12 protein-coding genes are annotated in these 18,033 nt (G+C 57.6%); 9 read left to right on the top strand and 3 right to left on the bottom strand.

The annotated features are described in order from the left end of the window. The first annotated feature begins 568 nt into the window (after positions 1-568). The 8 genes from HZZ13_RS14040 to HZZ13_RS14005 all read left to right on the top strand — a co-directional run bounded on the left by HZZ13_RS14040 (position 569) and on the right by HZZ13_RS14005 (position 11,078). Positions 569-1,561 carry a LysR family transcriptional regulator gene (locus tag HZZ13_RS14040; protein ID WP_197960175.1) on the top strand — a complete coding sequence of 331 codons (993 nt, stop codon included), beginning with the start codon at positions 569-571 and terminating at the stop codon, positions 1,559-1,561. A 566-nt stretch (positions 1,562-2,127) separates the two neighbouring features. Continuing rightward, entirely contained in the window at positions 2,128-2,337 is a 210-nt protein-coding gene (locus HZZ13_RS14035) for a hypothetical protein (RefSeq protein ID WP_036019517.1), read from the top strand. Between the two features lie 121 nt (positions 2,338-2,458). Next, positions 2,459-3,172, top strand: coding sequence for a MerR family transcriptional regulator (locus HZZ13_RS14030; RefSeq protein ID WP_197960305.1), 714 nt, complete (start codon positions 2,459-2,461; stop codon positions 3,170-3,172). A 252-nt stretch (positions 3,173-3,424) separates the two neighbouring features. Next, positions 3,425-4,618 carry a branched-chain amino acid ABC transporter substrate-binding protein gene (locus HZZ13_RS14025; protein ID WP_246504416.1) on the top strand — a complete coding sequence of 398 codons (1,194 nt, stop codon included), beginning with the start codon at positions 3,425-3,427 and terminating at the stop codon, positions 4,616-4,618. 551 nt (positions 4,619-5,169) lie between these two features. Beyond that, positions 5,170-6,201 (top strand): LLM class flavin-dependent oxidoreductase, encoded by a 1,032-nt coding sequence (locus HZZ13_RS14020; protein WP_197960173.1) that lies wholly within the window; start codon positions 5,170-5,172, stop codon positions 6,199-6,201. A gap of 2,072 nt (positions 6,202-8,273) precedes the next feature. Continuing rightward, positions 8,274-8,651: a NolY gene (locus HZZ13_RS14015; protein WP_197960172.1), complete on the top strand. Its 378-nt coding sequence runs from the start codon at positions 8,274-8,276 to the stop codon at positions 8,649-8,651. Positions 8,652-9,326: 675 nt separating this feature from the next. Continuing rightward, positions 9,327-9,590, top strand: coding sequence for a hypothetical protein (locus HZZ13_RS14010; RefSeq protein WP_197960171.1), 264 nt, complete (start codon positions 9,327-9,329; stop codon positions 9,588-9,590). Between the two features lie 762 nt (positions 9,591-10,352). Further along, the gene (locus HZZ13_RS14005) at positions 10,353-11,078 is read left to right on the top strand and encodes an outer membrane protein (RefSeq protein ID WP_197960170.1); all 726 of its coding nucleotides are present in this window, start codon (positions 10,353-10,355) and stop codon (positions 11,076-11,078) included. A 357-nt stretch (positions 11,079-11,435) separates the two neighbouring features. Here the strand turns inward: HZZ13_RS14005 and HZZ13_RS14000 are convergent, their stop codons facing one another. Beyond that, complete coding sequence (locus tag HZZ13_RS14000) at positions 11,436-12,245, bottom strand: LuxR family transcriptional regulator (protein WP_197960169.1); 810 nt, start codon at positions 12,243-12,245, stop codon at positions 11,436-11,438. A gap of 17 nt (positions 12,246-12,262) precedes the next feature. Next, complete coding sequence (locus HZZ13_RS13995) at positions 12,263-12,889, bottom strand: hypothetical protein (RefSeq protein WP_197960168.1); 627 nt, start codon at positions 12,887-12,889, stop codon at positions 12,263-12,265. A 2,472-nt stretch (positions 12,890-15,361) separates the two neighbouring features. Here HZZ13_RS13995 and hemN point away from each other — a divergent pair. Then, positions 15,362-16,699, top strand: coding sequence for an oxygen-independent coproporphyrinogen III oxidase (gene hemN, locus HZZ13_RS13990; protein ID WP_197960167.1), 1,338 nt, complete (start codon positions 15,362-15,364; stop codon positions 16,697-16,699). A 405-nt stretch (positions 16,700-17,104) separates the two neighbouring features. Here hemN and HZZ13_RS13985 read toward each other — a convergent pair whose 3' ends face one another. Next, on the bottom strand, positions 17,105-17,614 hold the full coding sequence (locus HZZ13_RS13985) for a hypothetical protein (protein ID WP_197960166.1): 510 nt from the start codon (positions 17,612-17,614) through the stop codon (positions 17,105-17,107). Positions 17,615-18,033: the final 419 nt, after the last annotated feature.

Raw genomic sequence — 18,033 nt, 5'->3', positions numbered from 1 at the left:
GTCACTTCAGCGTCTCTGGGGCGAAGCTGCAGGAGAGGGCGATCGGTTGCGAGGACTTGTCGACTGGCGAGCGTGACGACCTCGCAGCTGAGGTTTGGTGCGCTTGCACCGCAAACAGGCGACATCCGGTACTATCCCGGCAGAACACGCCTCCTCCAGTGCGATAATGTTTGGCTTGCCCGATAATATCGCTTGAATCGCACACCGCGTCAGGTTGTAGGTTGGCCGCCGTGACTAACGCTGCGCTACGCGGCCGTGGACTGGGCGCGTTGGCGAACTCATGGCGCTGGCCGGACAATTGGTCGATCTGCCATTAACCAACTGACCCGGTCCTGTTGCGTGGCTCGCTGGAAGCGGCGAGCCGATCAGCTTCGGGACTCCCGACGGCTTCCGGCCTCTGCTGGCTCGCCCACCGCCTCTCTCATTGTCGCGGTCATTTCACGAGCGTCTTCTCGCGATCGTACGACGGAAACGATGTCCAGTCGGGCGGGCCAATAGGACCTCTCCAGACGCAGCCGTCACCGCTCGTTGTATGCGTCGCAATTGCGTTCGTGCCGGATAAGAAGACATGCGTTTCAAAGGTCTGGATCTAAATCTTCTCGTCGCGCTGGATGCTCTAATGACCGAGCGCAACCTCAGCGCAGCGGCACGCAAGATTAACCTTAGTCAGCCGGCCATGAGTGCAGCCGTTGCCCGGCTGCGTTCCTATTTCCGTGACGAGCTGTTTGGGATGAGGGGGCGGGAACTTGTCCCGACCTCACGCGCGGAAGGACTCGCAGCTCCTGTGCGCGAGGCTCTAACGCACATTGAGCTCTCAATTATCGCGCGGGACGTGTTCGGCCCAGCTCGGTCGAACCGGCGATTTAGGATCGTCCTTTCTGACTTTATATCAATCGTATTCTTTCGAAATGTCGTGGAGCGCGTCGCGCGAGAAGCACCTGCCGTCAGCTGCGAACTCGTGGCGCTCCCTGATGGGCACGATGAGCTTCTCCGCCGCGGCGAAGTCGATTTTGTTATCTTGCCGGAATTATTCATGTCCAGCGCGCACCCCAGGGCGGCCCTATTCGAGGAGAGACTCGTCTGCGTAGGTTGCTGCACGAACAACCAACTGCTACAGCGGCTTACATTTGATCGTTATATGTCGATGGGCCATGTTGCGGTTAAGCTCGGAGGCGCGCGCAAGACGCCGGTCGAGGAACGCTTTCTACTCGATCTCTGTCTCAATCGGCGCATCGACATTCTCGTGCCGAGCTTCAGCATGATCCCGCCCCTGCTGGTAGGCACGAACCGCATCGGGACGATGCCATTAGGCCTCGTAAAGCATTTCCAAAGAACAATCCCCCTTCGGATTGCCGAGCTTCCGCAGCCATTTCCGGCCTTCACTGAGTCCGTCCAATGGCCCGTGCTTCACAATAGCGATCCAGAAAGCCTGTGGATGCGAGAGATATTGTTACAGGAGGCTACCCACATGACAACTGGACAAGCCCCCTCCATCATCTGCACTTCGGAACGAGCGGATACTGCCGAAGATTTCGCACGATCCGTCTCGCCGTTGTCTTAGGGACGATCTCAAGATGTGCGAACCTCACATCCCAACGAATGTCTCAACGCACAATTTAGGCTCGCCACGCTCGAATACATGGTCGCTCTATAAAGATCGTCGTAGCGAACGGCTATCATGACGGCGTTGTGTAGGTCTTTCGCACGTTTGCACTAGGCTCGACGTGCGAGCAGCCGCTGGACCGTTAGCCTGCTTTTAGAGACAGGGACGTACCTTGCACCTGGCCGTCGGGTGCACCTGCCTCGATACAGCAGGATCGGCGTTGGGCTGTCGTCGTCAACTCTCCGAATCAGTAGTGGCTCCCGACGAGCGGAGACGGTTCTTCATTTTCGAAGTCGTACCTCGACGCGCTGTTGGCGTGGTAGTCATCGATCATGCACATGACCACGATCTCTTGCGCGGCCGAAGCAAGCATCGCGCACGCGTGTTGCCCTATCGCATCAGCCTGGAGTGCATCGCATCTTCGTCGCTCCGCGCCGCGGGTCTGACTTCTTTTTGCCCTATCGCCGCCAAACGTCTTGTCGACGTGCGCTGCCATGACGCAATGACAAACAAGGAGCTGAACGTTGGAGCAATGCAGCGGCGTGTTCGATCCGGAAGAGCTTTCCGCCCTGGGAAACCTTTATGATAGTGCGGTCACCGCGCTACCCCCATCGATGCAAACTCCGGAAAATTGCACTGCAATCGCCAAACTCATCTTGGAGCGTACAGCGGCTGGCGATGCTCAACTGGCATGCCTGACGAATTTGTTGATCACCATTTCCCCTCAGGGTTGATCCCCCGCCATTCTGAGGATAGTCACCACTCTCGCGCTGGAATGGAAGACGATCCAGCTAGAGCTTTGAAATAGCTTGAATCATACGTGACGTCAGGTTGTAGGCTTTGAAATTGAACAACATGAGCAAAGCTACACCACGTAGGCGTCGATGGCGCATTGGCGAACTTGCAGAGGCGACCGGAGTAACGGTACGCACGCTGCATCATTATGAACATACGGGACTCCTAGCAGCCTCAGAGCGTACTGACGGCGGCCACCGGATGTACGACCGCGAAAGCGTCCAACGGGTTCACCAGATTCGGGCGCTACGTGAGCTTGGCTTCTCCCTTGTCGAGATCCGTAAAGCTATGGAGGGCACGACCTCACTCACCGACCTGCTGCGCAAGCATCTAGAGCGGATAGAACTTCAGGTAGCTCGAGCAACCCTGTTGCGAGATCGCCTGCGCAACATGACCATCGACAGCGAGATCCAGGTAAGTGTGGATGAGCTGCCTGCTGCCTTGAATGCCATGTCGCGGGTCGAGACGCGTAGTCAGACATCCCGATGCACCTGCAAGCTAGCTGCAGATCGCGAGGAGCGGTGGCGGCGGATCCGCGACGACCTGCGTGATTGTATGGATCGGGGCGAGCATCCATGCGGCGAGCGAGCAAAAGCTGTCGCAGTTGCAGCACGCCTGCTGATCAGCGAAATCGCCGGCACCGATACACGCGTTTCGATGATCCTGAAGGTACTTGCACGATTAAGCGCCCCCCGTAGCCTGGCTGGTTGGGATCCCTGCCTCATGCAATATCTCGATCTCGCCCTTGGCGGGTTGGAGGATCAGCCGTATTGACGTCCTCATGGCTGGACCCGCACGGCACTGCCGATCCCCGGCAATCTGAAGATGCAACGACGCTTGGTTGATCGGCGGCTCTGATGCCGCCGATAATTTTATGGACTCAAGCGGACAGTCATCATGACCTCGCCGATCCGCGCTCCCTGACGCATGATCGAGGCTCCCTTCAAAAGAGGCTTGAACCGCACGTAACGTCAAATTGTAGGCTCTACCATGGTCGCAATCTGGCCGACCTAACGCAAGCTTCGCTTGGCAGACAGCCTCGACGTGCAGGCACCTCTGATCACAGCTGCTGGCGTTTCACTTCAGGTGAGCATTGGGAGCTCTACAATGTTAAATGGGCATTACGCTTCTGCTGCGAGTGCAGCGCTTCTCTTCTGCGCCCTCGCCTCGGCTGCGCGCGGCTCCGAAATCAAGATTGCCGTGGCTGGCCCAATGAGCGGAAGCAGCGCTGCGTTCGGCTTGCAAATGCGCGACGGTGCGGCTGCGGCGGTCGAGGCGTTGAACGCTTCGGGCCTACTTCCCGATACCAGAGTGATTATGAGTGTCGCCGACGACGCCTGCGACCCGAAGCAAGCTGTCGCAGTCGCGAATAAGATCACAACAGAGCGAGTACGGTTGGTCATTGGCCATTTTTGTTCCTCTTCGTCGATCCCGGCCTCCGACATCTACGCCGAAGCAGGCATCGTTCAGGTCTCCCCTGGCTCGACAAATCCTCAGCTAACAGAACGAGGCCTTCAGACCGTCTTTCGGATCTGCGGCCGCGACGACCAACAGGGCACCGCTGCCGCTGAGTACATTCACAGGAACCACCCTAACGCCAAGATCGCAGTGCTCGACGACAAGAGCACCGCAGGCAAGGGTATTGCCGACGTGGTTGAGGCACAGCTTCAGAGGTTCGGTGAACAAGTTATTCGGCAAAGCTACGTAGCCGGCGAAAAGGATTACAGGGCGCTGGTCTCAAGAATAAAACAGGATGGGGTGCGCGTCGTCTATATCGGCGGCTATCATACCGAAATTGGCTTGTTTGTACGCCAGGCATCAGAGGCAGGAGCGGGCCTCATCGTCATGGCGAACGATCCGTTGATGACCTCTGAATTCTGGGCCATTACCAGCACCGCTGGAAATGGCACGTTGTTTACCTTCATGCCGGAGCCCGCCAGGAATGCCAATGCGGCCGGCGTGGTCGCCGGACTCAACGCTTCCAACCTGTCCGCTGAAGGCTACACGCTTTACGCCTATGCCGCCGTGCAAGCATGGGCAGAGGCGGTGAACCGGACCGGCTCGCTCAATGCTGCGCGCGTCGCCACCGCCCTTCGTTCACGGGCGATCGATACCGTGATTGGGCCAGTCCGGTTCGATACAAAGGGAGACAATGCGGTTCCTGGTTTTCTGGTTTACCGCTGGCGCGACGGCCGTGTTGAAACTGTCGAGCAGAACTGACTGGCGTCAACGCCGTCTCTCCAAACCCAAAGTGACACGGATGATGAGACGCCCTCAGGAGGTTGGAGCAGCGATACTCGCAAGCTCTCTTATTCTTGCAGCTTTCGTAGCGTTCGTCGCGTTCGCTGCAGCCCTCGCAGGGCTACCTGATGTCGATCTGAAGGAGACGCTGCGTCCGACCATAGACAAATAGTAGCCCTGTCGCGCTGATCCGGCTCGCGGGCACATGACCTCTGAAACGGCCATCTACAATTGTGCTAGGTTCGGGCATGGACATTTCTGCGGCCAAGCGTTGGGTGAGGCCCAGGAAGAGGAGAACGCGAAGCTAACGATGCTTCTGGTCGAGCACATGCTCGGTGTGGAGGCGCCTCGCCATCTCTTTCAAAGTAACTGCGCCATCTACGCATTCTCGTGACCCAATCACACGTGCAACCTCAGATCCACGCAAAGAGAAACGTCCTAAGCCGTCAAATGCCGAACAACACCTGTTTGAACGCGACGGCATGAAGCAACCAGGGCTCACCGCCCGCCCATAATCGGAGATTGATCGAGTGAGGACTGGCCTTCCTTCAAGACTAACGTGCGGCATTTTCGACCATTTGGATGACGATGGTCGAGATGCCGCACGGCAATATGAAGATCGTCTCAAGCTGGCGGAGGTCTGTGATTCTCTGGGCTTCTACGCTTATCACCTGGCCGAACACCACTGCACGCCTCATGGCAGAGCGCCCTCGCCGAACCTGTTTCTATCAAGCCTCGCGCAGCGCACCCGGCAATTGCGCTTTGGTCCGCTCGTCCTGTTGCTCAACCTTTATCATCCATTGCGCGCATTCGAAGAGATCTGCATGCTTGACCAATTGAGCGGCGGCAGGCTCGAGGTCGGGATAGGCCGCGGCTCCCAGCCGATTGAATGGGGTTATTTCGGCCTCAGTGCGGATGCCGCACCAAGCCGTTATACGGAAGCCAGTGAAATCCTGAATATTGCGCTGAAGGGACATACGCTATGTTATCAGGGACACCACTTTCAGTTGCGCGAGGTGCCCTTGATGTTGAGGCCTCATCAACGTCCATATCCGCCGACCTGGATCGCGAGCAATCGGGCTGAGTCGGCGCAGTGGGCCGCTGCAAATGGCGCCAATCTGGCGTGCATAGGCCCCGCCTCTGTTGTCCGGAAAGTTACGGACGCCTACCGCTCCCATCGAGCTCACGATACAGTAGGACAAGGCCGCGAGTCATTTCTCGGCCTGGCCCGCATGGTCGTAATTGCTAAGTCTGACCAAGACGCTCATGCGGCGGCCAAAACTGCGTATGGACGATGGCTGGAGAGCTTCAAGTTTCTTTACGACCTGAATGCCATTCCGACGCCGCCCGCTCTTCCGCTGACCTTCGATGCAGCACTTGAGAGCGAATTGTGTGTCGTTGGAACGCCAGCTTCGGTCCGGCAGCTTCTTCTTCAGCAGATGGAAGAGGCAGGTGCCAACTACTTGCTTTGCCAGCTTGCATTTGGAAACCTTCCGCTGGAGATCTCCCTGTACACGGCAACCGCAATCAAGGCTGAAATTCTCGATGGCTTTGGTGGCTAATGTCTACATTGGGAAATCATATGCTTGGCAAGGAGACCGGCGCATTGAGGTTATCCGAAGCCGGTTGCGATTTTGGTTGTCGTTTGCGCTGCAAGCGAAAGCGATCGTCAGCCTCAATGGCAGCGATCAAGCATTCACTTTTTCTGACTGCGCTTCTTCCTACTTCGGCACATGACACTCTGCTTTCGAAGAGAATTCTTCGTTGTGAGCGCGCTTTACGCAATGGACTGTCGGCATGGGCGAACCGGGGGCTGTGCCGTCTACGTCGGCAACTGCAAGATTGTCGGGGGGCGACGTTGGAAACCTTCGCTATAGTGATACCTACATCGAGCAACGCAGCCGCATCAGGGGGACCTCACCTATATGCGCCAACCGGCGGCACGCTTGTAATTGGCGTTCAAGTAGCGGCAGACAACAGATGAGCCTGACGCTCGATTGGCCTATCAACTTCTCAGATCGGAAGCCGCGGGCGCTCATGGTTGAGGGTAGTCCGGCACACGTTATTACTGCAGAAAACCGGCGATATCTGATCCGCCCTGGCCGTTCTATTTGGGAGCGAGCTTTGGCTTAGGGAGTGTTTGCGAGCCTTTATCAACTCATCCGCAGGCGGACGCTCTTCGTCCGATTCGATCTCGCGGGCCTTTTCAATGAAGGCCAGCGATTGCTCGGGGTCATCCTGTATCTGCGGAGTATCTGCGGGAGGCCGGAGCTGGTGGATAGTCGCCGTCGAGATTCCATGGCCTTCTCTTCGGCTTACGCGGATCACTGGAGTTTTTGCGGGACCCTCGTGACATCTGGATGCCAATTTAGAGGTATTCGCTGCGATTGCTTCTCTTCTCTATCATGGCCGGTCATCAACGAATCAGCCAGGCTCGCCTAAAGGCTCATAAACTCACTGAACCAAGACAGCGGGAAAAGACCAAAAAATCCATTTTCGATGTAGGCGATGAGATTACTCGCGTACGCGATCCACGAACTGGATGCTTCCCATCAACACTTTCGATTTTACCAATTTCAGCCAAATACCCATAAGTCGATCGCCGGTTTCCGGAAAGCACATTTCACGAATGTCGTGTGACCATGGATCCTTTTTGTTTTCAGCGTAGTCGCAGGCCGATTCAAGCTTCTCGTGGCTGCATCCCCAACGACACCCATCAATCTTTGGAATCGAGGCGCGTGCGGCGCAAATCCAGTTGGATGGCCAATCGCAACGTCTGGCGCGCAATTTATCGCGCTGTCGCCTCCCCTTTTGCAATCTTACTAAAGCCCTCCAAGAAGATCAGCTCTCACGCACACTGCTTGGCCAAAGTAAATGCGTGCGCAGCATAGAATTCGGGCAGGCGAACTGCCCTCTACACCGGTGCGGGCTGGACTTTTCGCCCTGACCAGGCGGGCAGCGTCGACAATCAGCCGCTGTCGCGGCCTTCAAACACAGCAGTGCGGTCAGCTATCGCACCATGCTAAGTGCAAGCCACATATCCTCTGGCCAGGACGAGGCACTGATGTCGATCGGCGTGATGAGACCAGCCTCGCGATCTTACAGCCCACGCCCATACCTCGTGTGATCGCGGATTCTCACTCTGCTCGCGTGCTCAGTCTTCGACGGCGGGCCGGCCCCACACCCACTTCCTACAGACTCACGCACCCTTATCTCATTCTATGCGCCGGCGCTCTTCGACCATATCCCGAGCGGCTATCCCTTGTCTGGCGAGGCCTCCGGTTACGTCGAGATGGCTACGTCAGGCGACAAGCAATCCCGCAGCAGTCTGGGCCTTGCTTCTCGAGTTGCCGTCATCCAGCGAAGTCCCCGCTGGCTGGAGTCACTGCCACTGCCCAACGCGCTGGACCGGCTCGACGCTCCAATCAAATGACGGGCCATCTACAAGCAGTTCGCAGCGCTCTATACCGTCGATTCCGACTTGCAGTCGTTTCGCGGCACATGCCTGCCACTCTCTGCCTTTGGCGACCGTACGTGCGCACCTTGCCTTGTGCCGCAGCCATTCGTTCTATCGCCGTGTGCCACAACCGTTAATCAGCCTACTGCCTGCATTTAACTACTTTGGAGCAACACCGTGGAACTTGACCCTTCCAATTCACGCGCAGAGGACCTCGAGGAACGCATCGACCTGCAACTCGACATCGTGGCCGCACTCATACGCGAAAAAGGCAACGAGCTCGAAGCGATCCGACTGCTAAACGCACTCACAAACCAAATGATTACGGCGGAAGTGGAGCTCGTCCAGCTAGGCGATACCAGAACCGGGGGCCGCGCCAGCGACCGGCGAACGACGCGACTGTCGCGAGAGCGTGGCGTCTACTACCCCGAAGACCTTCAGGTTTTGGGACGCCTTCTCGATCAGGCCGTGGCAGCACTACCGGCAGTGCTCCGAACTCCCGCCAACCAAATGAAGATCGCGAAATTAATTCTGTCACGTTCAGCAGCGGATTGAGATTTCATTTGCCTTTTCTGCTGTTGATGGCGCGCTTGTCGAAAGTTTATCGCTGGGCTGACTGCTACGGCCGTACGCACCAGGGATCGACGACTTGGCGTTTATGGGCCCGCCGTCACGTAAGCGCGCCCGTTGCGCTGGCTTTTCCATATCGCAACTGTTTGTCCCCATGCTCGAAAGCTGCAGCCTGCACCGAAAGCATGAGGCCCGCGCAGGGCCGAGCAAAGGACGAAGGGCCGCGGACACATGTCAGAAAGCAAACAGGCAGTGTTCGGAAAACGCCACACGCTTCCAGAAGCGCTTCTAGCTTGAGACTGCAAAAGGAGCGGAACGATCCATTTTCATTGTGTTCGGCTCTAGTCGTGATTGGCATGCGCCGATTTTCCGATTGCAGGAAGAGCCACAATTATTGACCGATGCCGAGCAACAAGAGCACTGCGGCAACGAAGCCGCGCGAACAACGCCGCTTCAAAATTATTCGAATTGCGCCTGACGATACGACCGCGGGGTCATCGGAACTTCAACAAACATCTATAAATTCATTGAAGCACCGAGAGCAGCTCGGTGTCCGAGCGTCCTGCCGCTCTGATGTCTTACTTGCTGGGACAAGCCACAGGCTCTCGGTTAGCTTTTGCCAAGGTACTTCCTTGTATCAGGACGTCGTGGAGTGTTGAGGTGGATCAGTTCTTACCCGAGCAAGTGCAGACGACAGATGCTATCGTGAGCGTCGCATTTGACAAGGCCTGGCGCTTTGTTGAGAAGGATCCGTTGCTGGCGCATAATCCCAAGACGGTCCTCCATAGCCGGTTGCACACTTTCCTTGAGTCTTCGATAAGGAAGGGCGAACGGAATACTTTGAATCTGGCAAACGACGCGATCCGCAGCTTGCGGGCTGAACTGGCGCTGTCGGCGGAGCAATGCACCTCTACTGCCATATAGGATCAGCTTCGTTAAGGCTCTTGGGGACCTTATGCGACGGGAAAACACCGGGGCAGAGCGTGGTCGAGCTGACCTTCCTCCACTCATGTTCAGCGACGAGCACGTTCGCGACGACTGTTGCCTACGCAGCTCTTCTGGTGACCCCAGACCAGTAACCTGGAACCCAGAGCAAGTCGGCGATGGGACGGTTGCGCAACTTCAGGCAAGCGCCGCGTCAAGCACGGCCGCATCAGCTTCTTGACAACCGTCGATCGGGGGTCGAGGTTGAGCAACATCGTGCTGCACTTATGATTGGTCTGGAGCCAAAGCGATCCAGACCTGTGATCGATCATCGCCGCATCGCCCACGATTGCGAGCGGCAGGACGACCCTCCTGCCGGAAGAATGAGCTAGAGCGCCCGAGACGCGTCTTCGATCAGCGGTCTTCATTTGCCGAACTCTCTGAACAGCGAGCATGCACGGGGCAGGTTGGCGCAGACGGGCCTTGTCGCTAGTTAGCGACAGATGGAGCCAAGCACTCGCAGCATTACGTCCCATCACAGGCCATCACGAACGGATCGCATTCAAAGAATCATCTGCGCGAAGCGGCCAGGCCGCAGCATTTGGCCGAGGCAGTGCATGGCACGTTGCGCGATCCACAATCTGACGCGGCGTGCGATTCGACCCATTTCTTTCGAAGACATGTGGTGCGGCAGTTACAGCAATTCGCGATCATGTTGCTAAACGCACGGCGCCGGGGAGCACCGAAAGGAACGACACTCGAATGAAGAATTTTCTGATTCTGACCGCAAGCATCGGCGCACTCAGTGCAGCCGCTCCCGCATTCGGCGCGGACTTGGCCAGGCAGCCCGTCCAGGTCAAGGCGCCACCGCTGCCGGTCGCAGCTCCGATCATCGATTGGTCCGGCTACTATATCGGTGTCAATGGCGGCTGGGGAACGAGCCGCAACTGCTGGGATTTCAATGGAGTCACACCCGAGGGTTGCCATAATTCGACTGGCGGTACCATTGGCGGTCAGATTGGCTATCGTTGGCACATCTTCAACATGGTCTACGGGATCGAAGGCCAGGGCAATTGGGCCGACTTCAGCGGCTCCAATGTCAGCACCGCCTTCCCAGCAGACACCATTGGCACCAAGACAGATGCATTCGGTCTGCTCACCGGCCAACTTGGCTACGCGTTCAATGCCGTGCTGCTGTACGCCAAGGGCGGTGCTGCGGTCACCAGCAACACCTATCACCTGAACTCGGTGGCTACTGGCACCGAGATTGCCAAAGACAATGATGTGCGTTGGGGTGGCGCGCTGGGCGCCGGTGCCGAAGTCAGCCTCGCGCCCAGCTGGTCAGCTGGCGTCGAGTATACCCACTTGTTCATGCAGCGCAGCAACGTAAGCTTCCCAGCGGCCGTTGCTGCCGATCGCGTCCACCAGGACGTCGATCTCATCACGGCACGGCTCAATTACAAGTTCGGCCAAGGGTTTGCCAAATAGTGATCTCCACGCGGTTGCGTGAATCGGGAGCCCCGACCGCGGTCGGGGTTCTTGCTTCACACGCTCCTCCCCCTGCGGCACCCCTCCCGCAGCTCCGAAGCACCAGGTTCGAGTTCGTCTGAGCAGGGATCAACGGCTGCATGGAACGACGCCGCCTGACCTCAACACTGGCGGACCAGGTCAGTCGATTCAACATCTGATGGCACTTTCGGCGAGGCCGCAAATACAGCACTCCTCGAGGTAAGTCTGAAACCTCCCGCCGCGTGTGAGGTTTTGGAGCTCCATAAGCATCGATGAACCTGCCAGAAGCTGAAGCAAGATTTGGCACTTGGTGCTCCTTCCATTCGACTGATGAATTCAAAGAAGATTGAGGCGAACCGCGATAAGGACCGCTTGAATCCGGCTGGTCGCACCCAGCTTTCGCATTGCATTTTTGATATGAAAATTGACTGTATTCTCACTGATGTCCAGGATCTTCCCAATTTCCCATGACGATTTCCCCTCTCCCACCCACCGCAAGCAATTGATCTCCCGCTGCGATAGTGCAACTTTTCTTTCGCTGCCATTATTGCAGGGACGAGCGATGTCGCCATAGGCGGTGTGAAACTGCCAGGCTAGGGCGTTGAGATGACCGATGTGGTCCTGAGGATCAGCATCATCTGACGCAGATGCAAACGACACCACAGATACCCGACCCAACGGGCCAAACAATGGCACGCTCATGCCATGCTTCAGGCCCGCCTCTCTCGCCTCGTCCAATACGCGTCTCTCGTCCTTTTGAAGTTGATAGCGGTCGGCGAGTTGGTCCCACAAAAACGGCCGCGAAAGCATCGGCGTCCTCCGGACCACCGGATCGATAGTATGGTACTTGCGTTTGAAGTATCGGTCGCACCAGTCTGGCGGCCACTTCACAGCCACAGCCGGAGGTGGATACTCCGCCAGCCGAAGTGGCTCGACGAAGTTGAGAGCGCCGAAAGCGACTTCACTGAAGCCTTCATCGGTGGCACAGCTTACAAGAAGCTGGAACAGTGCTCTGAGCGAATGCGTCTGGTTCGCGCATTCAGTGAAGCTAAAGAGATCCCTGATGGGCGCCTCAGAACTTCGTTCAAGCTCCCGGTCAGTGTGTTCGCTTGCGCTTGTTTCAGGCGGAGCCAAATTCAATTCCATGACCTGAACCCTTGGGTTTATTCTTCGTGAAGTCTGAGCGCCGAACGCTGCGTCAGACGCCATTCCCGGATTCGTTGCCCCGCCGCTGGCTGCGCCGGCATGGTCGTCCCGTCAAACAGCCGAGCTGCCGCCATCATCCCTGGTCCGAGGCTGAACGGCACGCCGCAATCGAAGCGCCGTTGCACATGCGAAGTGATCGATCGAGCTCGCCGATCGCGTACTGGCGAAACCGGAGATAACCGGGCGGTCGTCCATGTTTGTTGGTTTGGCAGTGATAGAAAGTCCGAGGGCCCTGACTGCTCAGCTGGCGAGACGAACCAGACAGCACGAGCGTCACAGGCCCAACTCTCTTCAGATTGGATGGCGAGAAACCATGGTCCTGTCCGAACGGCGCTTCGCTTTGTCTCGAGGCCAAGCACGAGGACATGCTGGGCACTAAACTCCGCGATACAGGTGAGGTAGAGCACGCCCATGCCGTTGGCGGTGCCGGACCGGACCTGCGCGTTGTCGGTATCGATTCTCTGCTTCCCGACGAAGACAACAGGAGCGTCATTTTTCTTCCCAATCTTGCGAGTTGCCATCGTCAACCGTTGGCTGATGCTCCGCCCTATGACGGCGTCGGGGACGCGATCGATGAGCAACACGGAACAGCCGAAGCCATACTCCTCGCATGATTGCCCGGCGTCTCAGCGGGTCCGTCCGGCAGGTCCGGCGCAAATGAATCGAAGGGGCAGAAAATGGCCACCTCAAAGGCGCAATGGGAGATACTCGCAGTCGCGAGACCCGCTTGATGCAGAGGACACTTTGCATGCGCATCTCCAGAAGGGAGAGGACCCCAGATCGGATCGCACCAGCCCAGCAAGTGTCATACCAACTGCTGATTTCGCGAAAATCACCGCCGAGACAAGGGCTTGAAAGGCGGCGGGTTGACTAGAAGGTAAGTTGCATTGAAGCAATCATGACATCGGGAGGAAAGCCGACAGGGCCATTTGCGCGAGCCGCAGCACGAGTTGACCTGGACCACGAAAGGTGCACGCCTTCTCTCGGCAGCGGCCTCGAGTCCGACCGTCGGTGCCCCAACCACAGCCCTCTCCCAGCCCACTCATTAGCCTTGGCAATTGATGAGGGCGGTCGACACATGACAATCGTCGAGGAACTTGGACCGACTGCCCCTCCGGCCGCGGGAGCCCCGACTAAGCGCGCTCTCGCTAGGTACGCTCGTGCGGATCGATCCAGGGGGCTCATTCGGCTCCCTCGAGAGCGGCAGGGGCGGTGAGATGTTTATCAGCATTCTGGAAGGCTGCGGCAATCTCTTTGTCGGCTCGCGCGTCGACTACGTCGAGGAGCTTGGTGAGGACGGTCTGCAAGCCAAGTTCGGAGCAAGTTGGGTCCGTCCTTGCGGCGCGCTGCTCATGGAGATTGTCAGGGAAGATGATTTGCTGAGCGCCAGAAAGTCGCAGTCAACTCGAAATGGGCAAGGATGCGGAGGCGCGGCAATGAGCCCCCGTCGCGCATGCCCCTATCGGCCACGCCGACAGAGTCACCCTTTCACCGGCTCTCCGATGAGTTCGACGCCGTTTTACAGCAGGAATGGCGCTTGCTGGCCCATGGTGGGTCGACGCCATCATTCCTCGATCCCCTCTCCATCTGAAAAACGCTGAGACCCTCTCACGCGGTCTCGCCGAAGGCTGCTGATAGAGCCAGGCGGTCTGGGCGCGTGACGTATCAACAGTTGCCGCAAACGTTTCAATAGCGAACTGAAGGCGATGATCGCCACAGATCATATACTGACGTACGCAGCCGTCGCTGATTGTTGCCGCCACTGTCTTGCGGATAGTCGTCACCCGATGGAGGGCTCGCGGCGAGCCGAGCACTTCAGTTATGGGCCCTGGTGCGTGTCCAGTTTCAAGTTATCAAACTGTTTGGCGATCATCCTCGCTGCCTTGATCGGCTCAGCTCTCATTCGTGGAAGATGATCTTCAGACCCGATCGGCTTACGGAGCACAAGCTTTCTCAATCCTGTGAATGGACTGGAATGCCAGGGTGCGACTCCCATTTGGTGTAATGATCCGGCGCAAGATCTCCCAGCCGGCTTCTGCCTAGAAGGCCTTCAGGTCGCCGCGCGAGAACGATTCCTAGTGACGGGATGATCGACGCCTCACCAGGCCGTCTATGTGAACAGTGAGAGCTGCTGGTGCATCGGATTGATCGCGAGGCCAATGAGGGGCCAAGCGCGATGTGCGCGCTCGGACGGTGACCGCTAGCCGCAAAGGCGTTGTCAAAAAACAAAAGACATTAAGCGCTGAAGCAGAATAGAACATCGCAGATGGTGTCACGTGTGAGGTATCTGGCCTGGCGCGCGTTCGCTATAAGCTGCAAGTTGTTGTGAGTTGGCGAGCTGCATTGGCGCCGGAACGAGACGCCGCCGAACCAAGGCGCACCCGACGCACTTTGCCGGGTGTCGAAAGTGCGCCGGGCTCGCCCAACATCATCAGTACATCCGTGATGATGCTCCCGGCAATGAGACAAGTAGCGTGGCGGAATTGAGGCTCATTGCGTTTTGTACTTTAACTTCGACAATGTTTTTCGTGAGCTGCTCCAAAGGACTTGAATCGCACGTAGCGTCACATTGTACGATCGCGAACTTGGCGCTCTTCATCCAGCAAGCAACGTATTGTCCGTGACACGCCGGCCTTGGACGGAGGCATCGGTCGAATGCCCGAGCATGCACATCGATTTTTCCAGGAAACACCAGCTTGAGTTTGGGGACAGCCTGGCCCGCTTTTGGTGGTGCCTTTAGATCTCTGTCTTTGTCGCAAAATGGCTGCATGTCAGGGAATGCAGAAGCAACGCGCCCTCGGATGAATGATTGACACTGCACGCAGGCTCTCTAGCCGCTTAAGCCGTACTCGTAAGAGACCTTCATTCTACCCACAGCATCCAGATAATCGCCAAGGAGCGGCGCTCACTCCCACTCCCGGCCCGTAAGCTGGGTTGGCAGTGACATCGAGAGCGGGACCAATCTCAAGAACAGTTAGTCGCGTTTGACATAACGCAAAGACACAAGAGAGGGCGCCGGTCAGCTTCACGCTGTTTGAGCATGGGAAAGTTAAGTCTTGCAGACCTTCCTCCTAAACAAGTATTGCGATGCTCGCCTGCCTTGGTACACGATCTACCCAACCGTACCGGATTTCTCCGCGATGGTCGGTCCCAAGATTTGTGAGACATGGTTGAGGCGGCTGCCGCCGAACGAACCCGTATCGCTCTACCTCCACGTTCCGTTCTGTCGCTCGATCTGCTGGTATTGCGGCTTCCCTACAAGCCTCACTCGCAGCGAGCAACCGATCCGCAATTATTTGGCGGCGGTGCAGGATGAGATACGCTTGGTCGCAGAGCAAGCGCCGCCTGCTCTGCCGGTGAGCGACGTGCATTTCGGCGGCGGGACGCCGACCACCATTGCGCCGACCGATTTCCTTGGCTTGGTGGAACTCTTGCGCCGCTGCTTCGCGTTCAGCAAATCAGCTACCATCGCCATAGAAATCGATCCGCGTGGGGTCACGGCCGAGATGGTCGAAACGTTAGAAGCGGCGGGGATCAGCCGCGCGAGCATAGGTGTGCAAAGCTTCGACCCCGTGGTTCAAAGGGCGGTCAACCGCGTCCAGAGCGAGGTGCAGACGGCTTCTGTCGTCGAAAGCCTTCGCCAGCATGGGATAAGGCGCATCAATTTCGACCTTCTCTTCGGACTGCCACATCAGACGGTGCGGTCCTGCGTGGACTCCGCGCGGACGGCTCTGGCCATGCGGCCAGACCGGCTTGCGGTTTTCGGCTATGCTCACGTCCCCTCCTATATGAAACGTCAGCGCCAGATCGATGAGAGGGCGCTGCCCGATAATCTCGCCCGCGCCGAGCAAGCCGCGGCTATTGCAGATACGCTGGTCTCGGCCGGCTACCGCCAGATCGGGCTCGACCATTTCGCCCTGCCGAACGACGAGCTCGCGCTGGCGCAGAAAGCCGGGCAGCTGCGCCGCAACTCCCTGGGTTATTCCGCTGATACCTGCAAAACCGTGATCGGCTTAGGTCCGTCAGCCATCGGCCGTCTGCGTGACGGTTACGTCCAGAACGAGAGTGCAACCGCTTCCTATCGCCAACACATTCAGGCTGGTCGTCTGGCAACCTCAAGAGGCCACTGTCTCTCCCCCGAAGATCGGCTCCGCGCCGCGATTATCGAGCGTCTGATGTGCGATTTGCAGGCCGACGTACCAGCGATCTGTGCTGCTCACGGATTTGATCCGATTCCTCTTCTCAATTCGGCCGACCGGTTGCGAACGCTTGCCGAAGACGGGATAGTGGACATTGAAGAGGGATTCATTCGGGTCAAGCAGGAACACCGGTTTCTCGTTCGTGCTGTTGCTGCCGCATTCGACATCTATCTCGACCGTACCCCTATTAACTAAGCTCCGCATGTGAGCAGATCCCAAAGATCTAAGCTCTTCGCGACGAAATGATCTGAAGAGGCACCTCCGGCAGACAGGCCAGATTTCGAGGATGCAGCGGCGGTGTCATGACAACGACCTTTCAGATATGGCCTCAAACCGGGAGGGCTGACTAAAGGAAGCTGATTTGAAGGAGAGGCGCAGCGGATTCCCCCGTTCAGGGCCACGGCTCGATCATGCCTAAAGGGCTATGCCCCACCTCCCTTGAGTGCTCTTGATAATGGCGTGGCTTCAGCGACGTGCCGCTGGAGACGGCAGCGCCTGCACAAGCTTCGGGATTTTGCGGCTGGCGGCCGCTTTGCGAAGCTACGGTCCACCTCCTCAAGCACAGTTGGAGACTCGACCACGCCTGCAGCGTCTCAGAGCTCAAGGCTCGGCGGTCTTCGGTTCGGCGATCACTGGCGCGCCTCCGACGGAAACAGGTCCCCGTGGTTTGGACCGCCCGAAGCGTTTCCTGGTCGAAACAGCCCGGGGTGGCGACAAAGGTGGCTCGGAAGCAGAAGGGACAGGTGTTGAACTCTGCAGCGAATCGATCCGAGAAGTCAGTATGGTGATCTGATCCAGGATCTCTTTGAGGGCATCCCGCTGGGCATCAATCCGGCGGTTGAGTTCTGCGATCTCATCGTCAGTTTTCTGCTGTGCCCACTTTATCTCGAATAGGGATGCCCTGTCCTCCAGTGACAGGCTCATTGTTGAAGCGACATCTCTGCTCTCCGGCGTCTCGACAAGATCTTCAAGGTTAGCCCAAACCCAGGCGCCAGCAGCACACGAGCCGACGAGGACAAGCGGGAGCACCAAAACCGGAAGAATCCTTCTTGACGGCCCGCGCAAGAGCGGCCGCAAGTCTGAAGCAGCCGCTTGATCAATCAGGTCCATTGTCCCTCACTCGAGATCCCATTGCATCAGGCTTATTTTGTCGACTCGATAGCCCGCAATGCTCCCGCGCTCCAGGAGTTACCGCCTCGACAATAATCAATGTTTGCGATCTTCCCGATCGGCTGCGCCTGCTCCTATGAAACGCTCCTTCTTGAGCAATCCAACGCGACAATTTGCGCGCGTTCTCCATGATAGCGCCACCAGCGAGCAATGGTTTTCGTCTTCGTTGGCGATGGCGCGGCGCGCACATTTTCTCATCAATCAAAAGAACCTTGCAGATTTTCTTACCTTGCCCCGGCACGACTGCAAACCGTCCACTGATTCCTGCAAGTGTTCGATGGAGTCCCGCCTCACGCATTGCCCAGACCAACAACTTCGTCTGGGACGCGCCACGTAAGCGCCACGGCTGATCGGCCGAG

It is taken from the genome of Bradyrhizobium agreste (assembly GCF_016031625.1).
Lineage (GTDB): Bacteria > Pseudomonadota > Alphaproteobacteria > Rhizobiales > Xanthobacteraceae > Bradyrhizobium > Bradyrhizobium agreste.
The sequence above is the reverse complement of the archived record's forward strand: the minus strand, read 5'-3'. Positions and strand labels throughout refer to the sequence as shown.